General features: G+C 36.4%; 13 protein-coding genes and 2 riboswitches. Of the genes, 11 read left to right on the forward strand and 2 right to left on the reverse strand.

The features are described from left to right. Positions 1 to 119 precede the first annotated feature (119 nt). Together K332_RS0114160 and K332_RS0114165 are read right to left on the reverse strand one after the other, a co-directional pair. Complete coding sequence (locus K332_RS0114160) at positions 120 to 1,127, reverse strand: ABC transporter ATP-binding protein (protein WP_026908048.1); 1,008 nt, start codon at positions 1,125 to 1,127, stop codon at positions 120 to 122. After that, positions 1,124 to 2,110 carry an ABC transporter ATP-binding protein gene (locus tag K332_RS0114165; protein ID WP_026908049.1) on the reverse strand — a complete coding sequence of 329 codons (987 nt, stop codon included), beginning with the start codon at positions 2,108 to 2,110 and terminating at the stop codon, positions 1,124 to 1,126. The genes K332_RS0114160 and K332_RS0114165 overlap by 4 nt, the downstream gene beginning before the upstream one ends. A 223-nt stretch (positions 2,111 to 2,333) precedes the next feature. On the opposite strand from K332_RS0114165, the gene K332_RS0114170 reads away from it, so the two are divergent. From K332_RS0114170 to K332_RS0114220, 11 genes are all read left to right on the forward strand, one after another. Beyond that, entirely contained in the window at positions 2,334 to 3,863 is a 1,530-nt protein-coding gene (locus tag K332_RS0114170) for an amidase (protein WP_026908050.1), read from the forward strand. A gap of 297 nt (positions 3,864 to 4,160) precedes the next feature. Further along, positions 4,161 to 5,117, forward strand: coding sequence for an AAA family ATPase (locus tag K332_RS0114175; RefSeq protein ID WP_026908051.1), 957 nt, complete (start codon positions 4,161 to 4,163; stop codon positions 5,115 to 5,117). A gap of 6 nt (positions 5,118 to 5,123) precedes the next feature. Continuing rightward, positions 5,124 to 6,389 carry a DUF58 domain-containing protein gene (locus tag K332_RS0114180; RefSeq protein ID WP_036689024.1) on the forward strand — a complete coding sequence of 422 codons (1,266 nt, stop codon included), beginning with the start codon at positions 5,124 to 5,126 and terminating at the stop codon, positions 6,387 to 6,389. Continuing rightward, entirely contained in the window at positions 6,386 to 8,578 is a 2,193-nt protein-coding gene (locus K332_RS0114185; protein WP_026908053.1) for a transglutaminase domain-containing protein, read from the forward strand. Before K332_RS0114180 ends, K332_RS0114185 begins: the two co-directional genes overlap by 4 nt. Before the next feature lie 34 nt (positions 8,579 to 8,612). After that, positions 8,613 to 8,714: riboswitch (purine riboswitch) on the forward strand. A 120-nt stretch (positions 8,715 to 8,834) separates the two neighbouring features. Then, positions 8,835 to 9,356, forward strand: coding sequence for a hypothetical protein (locus K332_RS24000; RefSeq protein WP_156914207.1), 522 nt, complete (start codon positions 8,835 to 8,837; stop codon positions 9,354 to 9,356). 2 nt (positions 9,357 to 9,358) lie between these two features. Next, positions 9,359 to 10,891: a glutamine-hydrolyzing GMP synthase gene (gene guaA / locus K332_RS0114195; protein ID WP_036689026.1), complete on the forward strand. Its 1,533-nt coding sequence runs from the start codon at positions 9,359 to 9,361 to the stop codon at positions 10,889 to 10,891. A 282-nt stretch (positions 10,892 to 11,173) separates the two neighbouring features. Beyond that, positions 11,174 to 12,640 (forward strand): ABC transporter permease, encoded by a 1,467-nt coding sequence (locus tag K332_RS0114200; protein WP_026908056.1) that lies wholly within the window; start codon positions 11,174 to 11,176, stop codon positions 12,638 to 12,640. A 16-nt stretch (positions 12,641 to 12,656) separates the two neighbouring features. Further along, positions 12,657 to 13,328 carry an ABC transporter ATP-binding protein gene (locus K332_RS0114205; RefSeq protein WP_211237420.1) on the forward strand — a complete coding sequence of 224 codons (672 nt, stop codon included), beginning with the start codon at positions 12,657 to 12,659 and terminating at the stop codon, positions 13,326 to 13,328. Then, positions 13,321 to 14,829, forward strand: coding sequence for a PASTA domain-containing protein (locus K332_RS0114210; RefSeq protein ID WP_026908058.1), 1,509 nt, complete (start codon positions 13,321 to 13,323; stop codon positions 14,827 to 14,829). Before K332_RS0114205 ends, K332_RS0114210 begins: the two co-directional genes overlap by 8 nt. A gap of 206 nt (positions 14,830 to 15,035) precedes the next feature. Further along, entirely contained in the window at positions 15,036 to 15,929 is an 894-nt protein-coding gene (locus K332_RS0114215) for a 3-hydroxyacyl-CoA dehydrogenase (RefSeq protein WP_026908059.1), read from the forward strand. A gap of 182 nt (positions 15,930 to 16,111) precedes the next feature. Beyond that, positions 16,112 to 16,573, forward strand: a complete 462-nt coding sequence (locus K332_RS0114220; protein ID WP_026908060.1) for a hypothetical protein — start codon at positions 16,112 to 16,114, stop codon at positions 16,571 to 16,573. Positions 16,574 to 16,879: 306 nt separating this feature from the next. After that, positions 16,880 to 16,980: riboswitch (purine riboswitch) on the forward strand. Positions 16,981 to 17,076: the final 96 nt, after the last annotated feature.

Raw genomic sequence — 17,076 nt, forward strand, 5'->3', positions numbered from 1 at the left:
GCCAGAAAAAGAAAATATCCGCCGTAGCGCAGGAATATCAGCCGAAAAAAGAAAATATCCGCCGTAGCGCAGGAATATCGGCCATTCCGTGAAAATATCAGCCAAAAACTCGTACAGAGTTAAGTATATAAATGACAAGCTACAAGATGCTCATCATTTTCAGGCCTCTTAAGTTCAGGCCTTTCAACAGAACACCGGTCATGTACCAAAGGGCATCTAGTACGGAATGGACAGCCTGTTGGTGGATTAACCGGACTTGGTAAATCTCCTGTTATGCGAATTTTTTCTCGTTCTTGCTTGTTATCCTCTATATCGATTATCGGAATGGAGGCTAGTAGACCTTGTGTATATGGGTGTAGGGCATTTTCATATAGCGCCTTTTTTGGAGCAATTTCAACAATGCGTCCAAGATACATGACGGCGATTCGGTCACTGATATGTTTGACAACGCTTAAGTCATGAGCAATAAAAATATAGGTTAAGGAAAGTTCGTCTTGTAGATCCTTCATTAAATTTAGTACTTGTGCTTGTATGGAAACATCTAATGCCGATACAGGTTCATCACAAATAACTAACTGCGGGTTGATGATCAACGCCCTTGCGATACTAATCCGTTGCCTTTGCCCCCCGGAAAATTCATGTGGATACTTAAGTCGATCACCAGCCCGTAGTCCAACATGCTCCATAATTGCAACAGCTTTTTCTTTTCGATCTTTTTTTGAAAGATTTGTTTGCACAAGTAGTGGCTCCTCGATTAATTCAGCCACACTCATCTTCGAATTGAGAGAACCAAATGGATCCTGGAAAACCATCTGCATATCACGTCTATAAGGTCTTACTTGCCTTTGTTTCAATTTGGAGATTTCATCTCCATTAAAATAAATTTCACCTTCCGTTGGATCAAGTAAACGTAAAATAACGCGGCCTAATGTTGATTTTCCAGAACCTGATTCACCAACAATTCCTAATGTTTCTCCTTTATAAACTGAAAAAGAAATATCATCTACAGCTTTTAAATGGGCAACTGTTCGTTTTAAAATCCCTCCTTTAATTGGAAAATATTTTTTTATATGGTGAACGTCTAGGAGTGTATTCTCTTTTGCTTTTTTTTGTACGAGTCTAGTCATTTTATGTCCTCCTTTTCATGAAGATAGCAGCGAACAGTATGATTATCATTAATTTGATAAAGAGGTGGATTTGTTTGCTTACATTTTTCCATCGCAAACGGGCAACGATCATAAAAGCGACAACCACTAGGAAGGTCATATGCTGGAGGAACAGTACCTTTAATTGTTCCTAGACGGTCAACATCTTCTTTAAGATTTGGTAAGCTCTCAAGTAGTCCTTTTGTATAAGGGTGTTCCGTAGTGCGGAGTAATTCCTTCGCTTTAGCTTCTTCCACTACTTGCCCTCCATACATGACAATAATTCGGTCTGCATATTCTGATACAACCCCAAGGTCGTGGGTGATTAGTAGTAGTGCCATATTAAATTTTTCTTTCATCTCAACCATCAAATCAAGAATTTGTGCTTGGATGGTGACATCTAATGCTGTTGTTGGCTCATCGGCAATAAGTAGCTTCGGATTGCAGGAAATTGCCATGGCAATCATAGCGCGTTGACGCATTCCACCAGAAAGCTGGTGGGGGTATTCATTAACTACTTCCTCTGCCCTAGATATTCCAACTGTTTTTAATAGGTTAATAGCTTCAATTTTTGCTTGTTTCTTTTCCATCTTTCTATGTTTACGGAGCATCTCTACAATTTGATTGCCGATAGTAAAAACAGGGTTTAATGCTGTCATGGGTTCCTGAAAAATCATGGCAATCTCATTTCCTCTAAGTTTTGTCATTTGTTTAGAGGGTAGATTGGAAATTTCCTTATCATGTAAATGTATACTTCCCTCTACGACTTTTCCTGGTTTTTCAATTAATTGCATGATAGATAAAGCGGTTATACTTTTTCCACTGCCAGATTCACCAACAATTGCGACTGTTTCACCGGGTGATACGGTAAAGGAAACACCATCAACAGCTTTCGCGACTCTATTTTTATCTAAATAAAAGTGAGTTTTTAATTGATTAACAGATAGAAGGGGGGGCTTTTTCATAACGGACACTCCATTTTCTATTGATTTTAGGAATGAATTATATTCATAACATAGTATGATAGGTCGTTTTATATTATTCATACTTAAATAGGAAATGGGGCTTGTACATTAGAGTCTTAAGTAGAGGGATAGGAGATTAGGCTTGTAAATGGACTTTTATTTTTAACATGGTAAACTGAGTTTGGTATTAGAATTGGACAATATAGGAATATGAGGTGTGAAGATGGATCTGCGTACTTTTGTAACATTTGATGCAACAGAAATGGCTGATTTAGTTAAGAAAAAAGAAGTAACACCAAAGGAGTTAGTTTCCTTAAGCTATGACCAACTGGAAAAGGTTAATCCAACTTTAAATGCCGTCATTCATGACCGGAAAGAGAAGGCTTTACAAGAAGCTGAGAATATTAAAGTAGGGGAGACTGGTTATGCAGGAGTTCCCTTCTTGCTCAAAAACATATCACAAGCATTAAAGGGTGAGCCGATTACATCTGGCTCAAGATTATTACGTTCCAATTTCGCTAAACGGAGTTCTAATTTAGTAAATAAGCTAGAGCAGACTGGATTTTTATTTCTTGGTCATACCAATACACCTGAGTTTGGTTTGAAAAATATTTCTGAACCAGTACTGTATGGACCATCAAGAAATCCGTGGAATATAAATCACTCCCCAGGTGGGTCAAGTGGTGGTACTGCAGCTGCAATTGCTGCCGGAGTTGTGCCAATGGCAGGTGCTAGTGATGGTGGAGGTTCTATTCGTATTCCAGCATCATTTTCAAGTTTATTTGGCTTAAAACCAACTAGAGGACGTACACCTGTTGGACCGGGAGTTGGTCGTCAATGGCAAGGCGCATCGATTGACTTTGCATTGTCTAGAACGGTTCGAGACAGTGCAGCATTAATGGATATTTTACAAGTTGTGCAACCGGAAGCAGCATTTCAGGTACCGCCTTTTCAAGCTAGCTATGCAGAGGAAATGAATCAGCCATTTGAAAAACCGTTGAGAATTGCCTTTACAACGGAATCGCCTGTAGGAACTCCAGTTTCAGAGGATGCAAAACGTGCTGTCATGCAAGTCATTTCTTGGTTAGAGGATGCGGGACATCATGTGGAAGAAAAAAGTAATGGTGTTGATGGTACCCAGCTAATGCGGAACTATTATTTAATGAATAGTGGAGAAATGTCCTCTGTAATAGTGGGATTGGAAGCGGCATTTGGAAGGAAAATGACTGCGGATGATATGGAAATTGAGTCATGGTTATTAAATGTAGCGGGTAGGTCTGTAACAGCTGCAGAATTTACAACAAGTCTTTCTTCATGGGACACTGCGGCAGAACAAATGGCTATGTTACATCAAGAGTATGACTTCTATATAACACCAGCGACAGCTTATACAGCTCCAAAAGTTGGTGAATTAACTCATTCTGAGGAAAGTCAATTAGAGCTTCGCGAACGAGTAGAGAAGTTGGATAAGCAGGGGCAACAAGATTTAATTTATGAAATGTTCTTGCCAAGTCTAACGTATACACCGTTCACTCAATTAGCTAATTTAACAGGGCAACCAGCAGTATCGTTACCAGTATACTTATCAGAACATGGCCTACCTTTAGGTGTACAAGTCATGGCATCTAAAGGCGAAGAACATCGTTTACTTCAGTTGGCTTACCAGCTGGAACAGTCTTCCCTTTGGATTGATATTATGAAGAATCCTTACTTAAAAGAGTTTATTACAGAGGGACAAGCTCCTCGTATTTAACTAGTGAATTGGACAGATGCTCTATAACAATGGGCGGCTGTCCTTTTTTATCATCAACTTTTCGATCATAATTACTTTTTAATAAAATCATATTACTTTCCCTAATCATGTTTAGGACGTCCCTGAAAACGTGTATATAGTTAAAACAGCATCAAAAGTATGGTAAAATAATGCCATTTTATAAGTTTAAAAGATGAATTATAAGAAAATAATGTATATTAAGTAACCTTTTACTAAATGGTATAATTTTAGTATAGTTAAAGAGTAATAGTAATTTAAGCGGAGGGGCGTAAGTAGATGCAGGAGACAATGGTTTATAATGAAAAGATTTCAAGTGTAATTGATAATATTAATAAAGTAATGATTGGAAAAGAAGACGTCGCTATATTAAGTTTGGTTGCATTACTTGCTGAAGGGCACGTTTTATTAGAGGATGTCCCTGGTGTCGGTAAGACAATGTTAGTACGCACACTTGCTAAATCATTAGATTGTGATTTTAAGAGAATCCAATTTACCCCAGATCTTTTACCTTCTGATGTAACTGGTGTTTCTATTTATAATCCGAAAGAGATGGAATTTGAATTCCGTGGTGGCCCAATCTTTGGAAATATCGTGTTAGCGGATGAAATCAACCGAACTTCACCAAAGACACAATCAGCTTTACTAGAGGGAATGGAAGAGAAAAGTGTAACGGTTGATGGAGATACGATTCCTCTTCAGAAACCCTTTTTTGTAATGGCTACTCAAAACCCGATTGAATATGAAGGAACATATCCACTACCAGAAGCTCAGCTTGACCGATTTATTTTAAAACTAACGATGGGATATCCATCATTAGCAGATGAATTGGAAATGCTAGAGAGAACATCTAAAGAACACCCCATCGAAAGCCTTTCATCAGTCATGACTAAAGAAGAGTTAGTGTTAATCCAAAAGGAAGTTCGAAATGTTTATATAGAAAAAAATGTACAGCAATATATTGTTAATCTAGTTAGAGAAACAAGAAATCATGAATCTATTTTCTTAGGAGTTAGCCCACGTGGTTCCATTGCATTAATGAAAGCTGCAAAGGCCTTTGCCTATATTAAGGGACGTGATTTTGTGCTTCCGGATGATGTGAAATATTTAGCTCCGTTTGTATTAACACATCGAATCATTCTCACTAGTGAGGCAAAATATGATGGTAAAACAGCAAAACAAATCGTGGAGCAGGTAGTTAAACAAACATTTGTACCAATTCGAAAGGAATTTTAGAGTCTTATGAAGACGTTCCGTTTTGTACGTAATGTTATTTTTGTCTTACTACTATTTGCAATACTTTTTTCCTATGCCATGTTTCAAGGTGGATTTACAAGCTGGTTTTTATTTTATAGTTTCCTGCCAATCTTTCTATACCTATTAGGATTTTCCTTATATCCAATTTCAAAGTGGAAAGTAGAGAGAAGGCTGCAAAAACATGTCGTTGCAACAGGTGACAAGGTAAGGGTTTCTATTCAAGTAAATCGTAGAATTCCTTTTCCGATATATTATTGTATTGTAGATGAAGTTTTTCCAGAAACATTGAATCGTGTTGACTCAAGACAGGCCAAATATCAGTATCTAGATCAACCGAATAAGCTTTATAAAAGCCGCAATGTAAAAAAGATGATATTCCCTTGGTTTAAAAGAAGATTTGAGATTTCTTATGAACTTGACCAGCTTCCAAGGGGAAAACATATCATCCCTGCTATTCGAATGAAAACAGGTGATATATTTGGGCTTATCAAAAAGGTTCATGTTTATTCTGCAGGAAGTGAGTTAATTGTTTATCCAGTGGAAAGGTCTATTCATTTGGTAGAAAAAATGAATAGCTATGAACAGGGGTCCATTTCTTCATTTGCAATGAACTTGAAGAATACGAATGTTGCGACGGGAGTTCGCGAATATATGCCAGGGGATAAGTTTTCTTGGATTGATTGGAAACAAACAGCAAAGAAAAATGATGTGATGACCAAAGAATTCGAACAAGAAAAAAGTACCGATACCCTTATTATTCTAGATAACTGTTACTTTGATGGGATGAATCTATTAGCCTATGAAGCTACAGTTGAGATGGGGATTTCCTTGATGGAGACAATAAGAAAGCAAGCTTCACAAGTTGGATTTTTATCCATTGGTGAAGATACGGTTTTCTTTCCTGTTAAGCATGATCCAACAAAAATGGAATGGATTCGTAAGCATTTAACACAAGTACAACCAAGTGGAAGGTACAAATTTTCCCGAAAACTAAAGGAAGAGATGCTTAAAGTACAACATAGCTTTTACGTTGTGTTAATAACGACACATCTTGATGAGGAATTGAAAGAATCACTTCAACATGTAAGGTTACGTGAAAAAAAGCTAATGATTATATTTATCCAAGCTGCTAATCGAATTTCAGCTGAGGATCACAGGGTTATTCATGGACTTCGCAATGAAGGTATTGGGAATTGTATCTTAACAGAAAAAGAACTAGTTATGGATAAACTTGAGGTGAACACATTATGAGTAGGAAAAGTAAAACGAATATAACTTTTATCTACACCTCAATATTATATATCGCTGGTCTTTTATTATTTTTGGAGTGGCTATATCCGGTTGATCAAGTAACGGATACTACTTATATTGGAATCTTTGTGATTTATACGATTTTTTGTTTTTTTATTAGCGTACTGCAGGTGAAGTGGTGGCTTTCTCTAATCTTAAAAGGGTTTGGTGTATTCTTTATTCTGAATGGATTATATTCCTCCTATAGTTTTTGGAGTATTCATTGGTTTACGGAGCTGCTTGCTGATTTTTCTTTTAACCTACAGGCATTACTTGACAGACAATGGTTTGATTTATCGAATATGTTTCGAACGCTATTGTTTTTAATCATTATTTGGTTAATGAGTTATTTGATCTATTATTGGTTCGTTCAAATTAAGCGAGTCATGATATTCAGTGTTTTAACCTTTATCTATATTACGCTATTAGATACCTTTACTGTTTATAATTCTGATTGGGCCATTTTCCGTACGTTTATTATTGCGTTCTTAGCTTTGGGAATTGCTAACGTTTTAAAAGAAATTCAGAATGAAAGTCTTCAAGCCTATCGATTAAGTACAAGACCATTGTGGATCGTTCCCTTAGTAGGAATTGTGTTATTTTCCACTGTTGTTGGATATGCTGCACCGAAGTTAGACCCACAGTGGCCAGATCCTGTTCCATTTTTTGAAAGTGCGGTAAATGGTAATGGAATTGGAACGGGAGGGGTTATACAAAAGGTTGGATACGGTGAAAATGATTCTACATTAGGTGGATCCTTTGTTCAAGATTATACACCTGTATTTAAAGCATTTATGAAAGAAGAAAATTATTTCCGAGTAGAGTCAAAGGATTATTATACTGGTAAGGGATGGGTTAACTCAGAAGAAAGTGAATATGTAGAGCAAGTGGATGCGAATATCACTTATGAAACTTTTTCTAAGGTAGTTGAATCAGAAACTTCTGAGCTAATGTTAACTTTTGATGATAGGGCTAATATACCTAAGCTAATATATCCTTATGGAACAAGACGAGTTGTTCCTCCAAGTGAGGATGTATCTCTAATGTTAAATGAGACAAATGGTGAAATACGAACTGAAGTAGACCATGATGCAGCAAATCTATCAGGTTATAAGATTTACTACGACAGTCCATCCTATTCCATTGATATGATGCAAAAAAGTAGTACACCTGAAGATGAAGAGTTAGTTAGAAATTATACCCGATTACCTTCTTCTCTTCCTGAAAGGGTTGGGGAATTAGCTCAGGAAATTACGGCTGTTCATGAAAGTCAGTATGATAAAGTACGTGCCATTGAACGTTATTTTAGCGGAAATGGTTATGTTTATCAGATTGAGAATGTTCCGGTTCCGACAGAAGACCAGGATTATGTCGATCAATTCTTATTTGATACAAAAGCTGGTTATTGTGACAATTTCTCCACTTCTATGGTCGTCATGCTCCGTAGCTTAGACATTCCTGCGAGATGGGTCAAAGGATTTACCAGTGGGGAAAAGATTGATGAAAGCGTAAATGAAGATGGCGACGATGTGTATCAAGTGACCAATGCCAATGCACATTCATGGGTTGAAGTGTACTTTGAAGGTGTTGGTTGGATACCATTTGAACCAACACAAGGGTTTGATGCGCCTAACAATTACGCAATTGATACTCAGGAAGAAGATGATGTGTTAGAGGCTCCGGAAGCACCAGAAATGCCAGAACAAGAATTTGAGAGACCAGAAAAAGATGTAGAAGAGGCATTTAATCCTAGTGTAGGTGAAAATAATGGTAAGTTTCAAATCACGATGACACACGGAATCATTCTAGCTGTAATTTTCCTTGGTTTAATTGGTTTATTGATTTGGAAAAGACACCAGTTACGTATCTACTTCTTAGAAAGAAGAATGCGAAAACGAAGAGATGCTGCAACCTATCAGGATGCATACCACTATATTCTAAAAGTGTTAAAAAATAAAGGATTTGAAAAAGACCCTGACCAGACATTAAGGGAATATGCAAATCGAATTGATAACTGGTATGGTTCAAATGAAATGGGAAGATTAACAGCAAATTATGAGAGACTAATTTACCAAAATGGTGTAACAAATATAGTTGATGAAGAGATGTCGAATTTATGGAAAAATTTAATTAAAAGGATATTGGGTTGACGTAAGCTTCCTAACGTTAGTAAAATAGGTTTAACTTTTAATACTCTAACGCTTTCGTATATCCTCGATAATACGGTTCGAAAGTCTCTACCGGGGTACCGTAAATACCCTGACTATGAAGGCGGAATATCTAGATTATATAAATCTGGATTTCTGCCTTTTTTTATTTATATTCTGTGTCTTTGCATTGTATAAATTGAGGGTGGAATCCAGGTTTTTTTGTATAGTTTTTGAAATTAGGCTCAGTAGCTATGGAATGCTTCTAAAGGACAGATTCGGTGATTATCTGGATACTCTGTCTAATAGAACGTTTCTAAAGGACAGATTCGGTGATTATTTGGATACTCTGTCTAATAGAACGCTTCTAAAGGACAGATTCGGTGATTATCTGGATACTCTGTCTAATAGAACGTTTCTAAAGGACAGATTCGGTGATTATCTGGATACTCTGTCTAATAGAACGTTTCTAAAGGACAGATTCGGTGATTATTTGGATACTCTGTCTAATAGAACGCTTCTAAAGGACAGATTCGGTGATTATCTGGATACTCTGTCTAATAGAATGCTTCTAAAGGACAGAATTGATGATTATTTGGATACTCTGTCTAATAGAATGCTTCTAAAGGACAGAATTGATGATTATTTGGATACTCTGTCTAATAGAACGGTTCTAAAAGACTGTTTCAAGGATTTTCCGTATATTTTGTCTAATAGCACAGTTCAATTTGGACGTATCAAAGGTTTTTACGTAATTATTAAACATAGATGGGGAGAATAACAATGGATAATGAAATGATTCTAGTACTAGATTTCGGTAGTCAATACAATCAATTAATCACCAGAAGAATTCGGGAGTTTGGCGTTTATAGTGAACTTCATTCTCATAAATTAACAGTGGAACAAATTAAAGCGATGAATCCAAGGGGAATCATTCTTTCTGGTGGTCCGCACTCTGTTTATGACGAAAATAGTTTCCGACCTGATGAGGCTATTTTTGATCTGGGAATCCCTGTACTTGGAATCTGCTACGGTATGCAGTTAATGGCTCTACACTTTGATGGTAAAGTGGACAAGTCAAAGAACCGAGAATATGGAAAAGCTACGATTTCACTACAAAATAACACAACATTATTCAATGAATCACCAGACGAGCAAACGGTGTGGATGAGTCATGGAGATAAAGTGGTCGAAGCCCCTGCAGAATTCACAGTGGACGCAACAAGCTCATCAACACCGGTAGCAGCATTTAGTAATAAAGAAAAGGAAATGTATGGGGTTCAATTTCACCCGGAAGTACGCCATTCTGAATATGGTAATCAGCTTTTACGTAATTTTGTTTTCGATGTTTGCGGGGCAAAAGGCGATTGGACAATTGAGAATTTCATCGATCAAGAAGTTGCTACGATAAAGGAAAAGGTTGGCGACCGTAATGTGCTTTGTGCATTAAGTGGTGGTGTTGACTCTTCTGTTGTTGCAGCTTTAATCCATAAAGCAATTGGTGATCAGCTAACTTGTATATTTGTTGATCATGGACTGTTACGTAAGAATGAAGCAGATGATGTAATGAAGGTATTCGCTGATGATTTCCATATGAACATTATTAAGGTTGATGCCTCAGAGCGCTTTTTAGGGAAATTAAAAGGTGTAGATGACCCAGAACAAAAACGTAAAATTATTGGTAATGAATTTATTTATGTGTTTGATGATGAAGCGGCAAAGCTTAAAAATATGGATTTCTTAGCACAAGGCACACTTTATACAGATATTATTGAAAGTGGTACAGAAACAGCACAAACTATAAAATCCCATCATAATGTCGGTGGCCTTCCTGAGGATATGCAATTTGAACTAATTGAGCCATTGAATACATTATTTAAAGATGAAGTTCGTGAGCTTGGTACACAATTAGGATTACCGGATCGTATTGTATGGCGCCAACCATTCCCAGGTCCTGGTCTTGCTATTCGTGTATTAGGGGAAGTTACGGAAGAAAAACTAGAAATTGTTCGTGAATCCGATGCTATTTTACGGGAAGAAATTGCTAATGCAGGATTAGAACGTGATATTTGGCAATACTTCACGGTCCTTCCTAATATCCGAAGTGTAGGTGTGATGGGTGATACCCGTACGTATGATTACACGATTGGTATTCGTGCAGTAACTTCCATTGATGGAATGACATCCGACTGGGCACGTATTCCATTTGATGTACTTGAAAAAGTATCGACGCGTATTGTAAATGAAGTAGCTCATATAAATAGGGTAGTGTATGATATTACGAGCAAGCCACCTGCAACGATTGAGTGGGAATAACAACAAAAACCTTAGAATCCTTTATTTAAAGGACTTCTAAGGTTTTTTTGATGCATGACTTAATACTCTAAACATCCATATACAATATAGAGCTTCATTATTTTTGAGATTGGAATACAGCATTGCTACCCCCTTTAATTACAATTAAAGCAACATACGGAAAAATCATGGAAATATTTTGCAAATGGTATTGTCTTTCTGGTGTATTACGAATATAATACAGTTTAGATATAGATATTTGAAAAATAAAAATGTGAAGAGTTTTCAATGAGGGGGTTTGTAATGAATTTTATTAAAAGAGGATTTTTAGGGATTACAAGGAAAAAAGGAAAATCATTAATTTTATTAGCAGTAATTTTGATTTTAGGAAGCCTTATATCTGGCGCGATTTCTATTCAACAAGCAACTAGTAACGTGGAGAAAAGTGTTAAAGAAAGGCTTGGGGCTGCTGCGACACTTGAACTTGATTGGGAAGAATACGATAAGTTAAGTGAAGAAGAAATGATGAATGTAGAGCTTGAAAACATAGGTGTAGATCTGATTAAACAAATCGGTGGGCTTTCCTATGTGAAGTATTATGATTATTCTGTATCTACAATGTTAGGCTCAGAGAGCTTGGAGGCTTACCGGGGTGAAATGGAAGAGGATTTTATTCACGAGGGACCGAGCATGGATTTTACACTAAAAGGAATTAACTATGCGCCAGTTCTTGATTTTGAAGAACAGAAGGGTAAATTAGTTGATGGTCGCGTTTTTACCCAAGAAGAAGTGGATAATGGAACCTCTGTTGCAGTTATTTCAAAAAAATTAGCAGAAAAAAATAATCTTAATGTTGGAGATACCTTTACGTTTGTCAATGTGGTTTATACATATGACGAAGAGACAGGTGAAGAAGACATAGCTGCTTCACGTGATGTCGTATTGGAAGTCATTGGATTGTTCGAATCGCAATTTATTAAAGAAGATGCAGAGACAGCTTCGGATGGTGGAATGATGGATTGGATGGATATGGACTATCAAAATACAGTCTATGTTCCAAATGAGATTGTGCTCAATGAAAATAAATATCAGTTTGAAGAATACATGAAGACAGATGAAGAATATGCAGAAATGATGGAAGGGGAGGAAGAGGCATCTTTTGAATATTACACTCCAATGTTTGTTTTAAACAGTCCGGAAGATAGTGAAGCATTTGAGGAAGAGGTACTTCCGTTGTTGCCGGATTATTATACTGTAGTCAGTGCTACCGATCAATATGATAGTATTGCAGGGCCGATGGAGTCCATGTCTAAACTATCGAAATATGTTCTTATAGCAGCGGTAATTGCAACGGTGTTGATTACTGGTTTAGTAGTGTTACTATTCTTACGGGATAGAAAACGTGAATTGGGTATTTACTTATCCTTAGGAGAAAGTAGGGGCCGTGTTGTTGGGCAAATACTAATCGAAGTAATGGTTGTTGCGTTTATTGGTATAACTTTATCTTTATTCAGCGGAAACTTCATAGCTAGCCAGGTTTCTGATACGATGATGAAAGCGGACAATAATACTTCTAATGAAGACGTTTATTATTATAGTGAGCTCCAAATAAATTTAACAACAGATGATGTCATGGATTCTTATGAGGTAAGTCTTAACTCAAGCTATATTCTAGTATTCTATGGAATTGGTCTGTTAACGATTTTAATTTCAACGGTTATTCCGCTAGTTTATATTGTAAGACTAAATCCGAAGAAAATACTGATGTAACCTGAGGGGGGAAATTATGATACTAGAAGCGAAAGATTTAAACTATTATTATCAAGATGGCGAGCAACGACGTTATATTTTAAAGGATACATCTGTCTCTTTTGAGAAGGGGAAATTTTATACGATCTTAGGGCAATCTGGTTCTGGGAAAACCACCTTGTTATCGCTACTCAGTGCCTTGGATTCTCCGCATAGCGGAGAGGTATTATTTAATCAAGAAGACATTAAGAAAATTGGCTATGAAAAGTATCGCCGTAATAATATCGGGATTATCTTTCAAAACTATAATTTAATACCGACCTTTACAGCAGTGGAAAATGTACTGATTCCCATGTCTATTACGGAAAATGAACTTCCAGAGGATTCAAAGACAGTAGCCTATAATCTATTAGATTACATCGGCATTGTTAAAAATAAAGCAGATCGTCCTGTTAATAAGCTTTCTGGGGGAGAGCAGCAGCGTGTGGCTATTGCCCGTGCTCTTGCAACTAATGTGGAATTAATACTTGCCGATGAACCTACAGGAAATCTTGATGAAGAGATGGAGCAGGAAATCATTGATATCTTTAAAAAATTGGCACATGAACACGGCAAATGTGTTATTGTGGTCACGCACTCCAATGAAATTGCCTTGCAGTCTGATCAGGCTTTCCTTTTGAAGAAGGGTGTACTGGCTTCTTATGAGTGATTTTCTATCAAAGTTTAATAAAGATAAGTACGAGGACCTACTAAATGAGCAAGAAGACAAAAAAGTAGTAGACGAGCAAGAAAAGAATATAGAGAATCAGGAAGAAATAGAACCACAGCAAAAGCAAGAAGAGCAAGCTTCTGCTGTGGAAATGGAAGAAACAGAACCAGATCCTGATGACATCCCTCTTCAGTCAGAATCTCTATCCCTTAGTCACAATAGACAACGGGATAGGGAAGAAGATGTAGAGATTGATCCGGATTATCGAAGGAAAAAGAGACGGAAAATGTTGCTGATTATTTCAGGTTCTATCTTAGCTTGTATGTTGATTTTCTTCATTTACTATACACTGGTCCATGTGAAGGTTGAAGATTTTGTGGGACAGGCTGTTTCAGATGCCCGCGCTTGGGCTGAAGAAAATGATGTAGAGGTTAAATTAAAGCAAGAATATAATATGGAATATGATGCAAATCAAGTTATTTCGCAGAGTGTATCTGCTGGAGACAAAATCCGAAAAGGGAAGACTCTCGAATTAACTAGTAGTTTAGGTCCAGATCCAGAAGCAATTATTCCTCTTCCGGATTTCTCCGTTATGAGTCAAGAGGAAGCAAGGAATTGGATTGATGAGAATAAAGCAGAAAACCTACAACTAGTCACAGAGTATAGTGACGATGTTGAAGAAGGTACATTTATTAAGCTTACCATCAGGGATACTGGAATTGAGGAATCAGAATATCAACGAAGAGACAGTGCTGCCGTCTATTATTCAAAAGGGGTAGAAGTCTTTGAGAAGAATATTACCATACCCAACTTTGTAGGATTGCCTAAAGAAGAAGTGGAAAAATGGGCAGAATCTAATGAAATTGAGATGACTTATGAAGAGTCGGATTCTGACAGTGTCGAAGCAGGACATATTATTAGTCAAAGCGAACCCGCAGAAGAAAAAATTGCGAAAAGAGATAAGATGAAAGTGGTTTTATCTGTAGGTGAAGCTGCGGTGGTTCCGAATTTTGGGGAACTTACTTCGGAGGAAGCCATGACTGCTTATCCAAATTTAGATGTGAGGGTGAAGGAGCAATTCCATGCGGATGTTTCATATGGAAGAATGATTTCACAATCTGTTGAAGCAGGTACAAAATTAACCGATAAAGATGATAAGAGTGTTACGGTAACTTATTCGCTTGGAAAGCCGTATTTGGGTGATTTCCGTGGGCAAATAGAAGGTGAGTTGCCGAGATTGTTTTTTGATGAATATCAATCAAAAGGTGCTAATATTAAGTATATTGTTAAGTATGTCTATGCCCCTGAAGTGAAAGGGACAGTGGTTGGTATGAGTAAGTTTAATGAATTTGTATCCATGACCTATACAGTAGAGATTCAAGTAAGTAATAACATTTCAGCACCTCCTAACCCAGGAGACTTTATCGAGGATGAACCGGAATTACCTGTAGAAGATGAACCATTGGAAGAAGAGGAAGATATTGAAATTCAAGAAAAGTAAACATAATAATAATTGCACGTTCTAAAGAATGGAATAATTGAAAAAGCTGCCTCTAGTCAATTCGGGCAGCTTTTTTATTAGCATAGGGTTTCTATTAATATCATATGGATAAATATGGATAGGCAGATTCGTGTAATTTGAGGGGAAATGGGAATATACTAAACTTGTAAGAAAAAATGGCAAGTAGAAAAGAAAGAAGGATTATGATGGGTTTTAAAAATGTAACTGTAGCTGGCGGCGGTGTATTAGGAAGTCAGATTGCTTACCAAGTTTCATTTAAAGGTTTTAATGTAACAGTGTATGACATTAACAATGTGGCTATTGAAGCAGCAAAAGGCCGGATGGAAAGATGGCAAGAACGCTATAAACAGGATTTAAATGCAACCGATACGGAAGTAAAAGATGCATTTAAAAGAATGAACTTTTCTACGGATTTGAAGGAAGCTGTTGCGGATGCGGATTTGGTAATTGAAGCAGTACCAGAAAAAAAAGAAATAAAAATCGATTTCTATAAAAAATTATCAGAAGTTGCACCTGAAAAAACTGTATTTGCATCTAATTCATCAACTATGCTTCCGAGTCAGTTTGCTGAAACAACAAAACGTTCAAATAAATTCTTAATGCTTCATTTTGCAAACGAAATATGGAAAAACAATACAGCCGAAATTATGAAACATGAAGGAACGGATATGAAAGTGTTCGATTCGGTTGTAGAATTTGCTAAAAATATCGGCATGGTTGCACTTCCAATCTACAAGGAACAACCAGGATATATCCTAAATTCCCTGCTTGTCCCATTACTAGATGCGGCACAAAACTTATTAGTCAATGGAATTGCTGATGCAGAAACAATTGATAAAACATGGATGGTAGCTACTAGCGCTCCTAGAGGTCCTTTTGCGATATTAGATGTCGTTGGTATCCGAACACCTTATAACTTATCTGTCGCAAAAGCAGAAGCTGGCGATAAAAATGCTGAAAAGGTTGCTAAGTACTTAAAAGAAGAATATTTAGATAAAGGGAAGTTGGGTACGGAGTCTGGAGAAGGTTTTTATAAATATCCTAATCCATCATATGAGAGTCCTGATTTCTTAAAATAACAGTATAGGTGTAGTGCTAATTCACAAGGGATTAGCACTACATTTTTTGTGTTAAAACAATGGTTATATGAATTTTTAGCGAAAATTAACATAGGAAATCACTTATATCTATTGTTAGCTTAATATATTTCTTGTTTTTGGAGAAAATACTCAATGAACCTTTTCAAAAAGGAGATATATTAATGGCGCAAATTATCTTATGGAGCATGCTTATTTTACCCTGGTTATCGTTGTTGTTTATTAACAAACAGTCTCTAAGGCGGTTTATGCCCGTTTCTATTTTGGCTTCTCTGTTAGTTACAATGGTATTTGAAATGGCATTTACTTTTAATTGGTGGACCGTAAAAGAGGCTATTCTGCCTTGGGGACATATCACAAGTATACCACTTACCTATGGTATATTTTTTGCTGGTACGATATGGATTTACCATTTTACTTTTAATAAGTCTTTTTTGGTTTATATTCTTTCTAATGTTATTGTGGATGCCATTTATGCTTTTGTTGGTCTGAATGTATTAATCCATTTCGGAATTTATGAATTAGAAAACATGGGTACTTTTGGGATATTTATTCTTATGTTTGTAATCTCAGTTATCATTTATATTTATCAAAAATGGCAGGATAAAATTATAAAACGGGAGTGAGATTGTTATTATTGTTGTTTTTTGGTAATAAATGTAACGTGATATTTTGTCTTTCTTCACATTATCGGAACTACGTAGAATTTCTTCCCCTGCTTTTTTATACACATTGCCTTAACAATTGTACATTTTATGCTATAAGTTAAATATTGAAAACTTGTCATCAGGATTTAGATGAATTAATGAAAAATGAAATATTGCCTTTGAGAAAGAAGAAGTAATATTTAAAAACGAACATTAAAATATATTAACAAAAAAATATTCGGATATAGTTGACATCTAACTAGTAAAATAGTAATATATCATTGTTAAGTTAATAAATAGCTATTGCGTATAATTTAGGGGATATGGCCCAGAGTTTCTACCAGACCGCCGTAAATGGTCTGACTACGCAGATTAGTAATATAGATGATAATAGTTTACTATTTGATTAGTTTGCTTTTGTCCATTACTTTTCTTGCTTGGTCGTGGAAGCATGTGTCGTCCCTGAATTTAGGGGGATACAT

The organism is Paucisalibacillus globulus DSM 18846, from assembly GCF_000482485.1.
Taxonomy (GTDB): Bacteria; Bacillota; Bacilli; order Bacillales; family Amphibacillaceae; genus Ornithinibacillus; species Ornithinibacillus globulus.

Bases quoted from the DNA above. Each gene is read 5' to 3' on its own strand.
- K332_RS0114160 (WP_026908048.1), bottom strand. From the start codon at position 1,127: ATGACTAGACTCGTACAAAAAAAAGCAAAAGAGAATACACTCCTAGAC.
- K332_RS0114165 (WP_026908049.1), bottom strand. From the start codon at position 2,110: ATGAAAAAGCCCCCCCTTCTATCTGTTAATCAATTAAAAACTCACTTT.
- K332_RS0114170 (WP_026908050.1), top strand. From the start codon at position 2,334: ATGGATCTGCGTACTTTTGTAACATTTGATGCAACAGAAATGGCTGAT.
- K332_RS0114175 (WP_026908051.1), top strand. From the start codon at position 4,161: ATGCAGGAGACAATGGTTTATAATGAAAAGATTTCAAGTGTAATTGAT.
- K332_RS0114180 (WP_036689024.1), top strand. From the start codon at position 5,124: ATGAAGACGTTCCGTTTTGTACGTAATGTTATTTTTGTCTTACTACTA.
- K332_RS0114185 (WP_026908053.1), top strand. From the start codon at position 6,386: ATGAGTAGGAAAAGTAAAACGAATATAACTTTTATCTACACCTCAATA.
- K332_RS24000 (WP_156914207.1), top strand. From the start codon at position 8,835: ATGCTTCTAAAGGACAGATTCGGTGATTATCTGGATACTCTGTCTAAT.
- guaA (WP_036689026.1), top strand. From the start codon at position 9,359: ATGGATAATGAAATGATTCTAGTACTAGATTTCGGTAGTCAATACAAT.
- K332_RS0114200 (WP_026908056.1), top strand. From the start codon at position 11,174: ATGAATTTTATTAAAAGAGGATTTTTAGGGATTACAAGGAAAAAAGGA.
- K332_RS0114205 (WP_211237420.1), top strand. From the start codon at position 12,657: ATGATACTAGAAGCGAAAGATTTAAACTATTATTATCAAGATGGCGAG.
- K332_RS0114210 (WP_026908058.1), top strand. From the start codon at position 13,321: ATGAGTGATTTTCTATCAAAGTTTAATAAAGATAAGTACGAGGACCTA.
- K332_RS0114215 (WP_026908059.1), top strand. From the start codon at position 15,036: ATGGGTTTTAAAAATGTAACTGTAGCTGGCGGCGGTGTATTAGGAAGT.
- K332_RS0114220 (WP_026908060.1), top strand. From the start codon at position 16,112: ATGGCGCAAATTATCTTATGGAGCATGCTTATTTTACCCTGGTTATCG.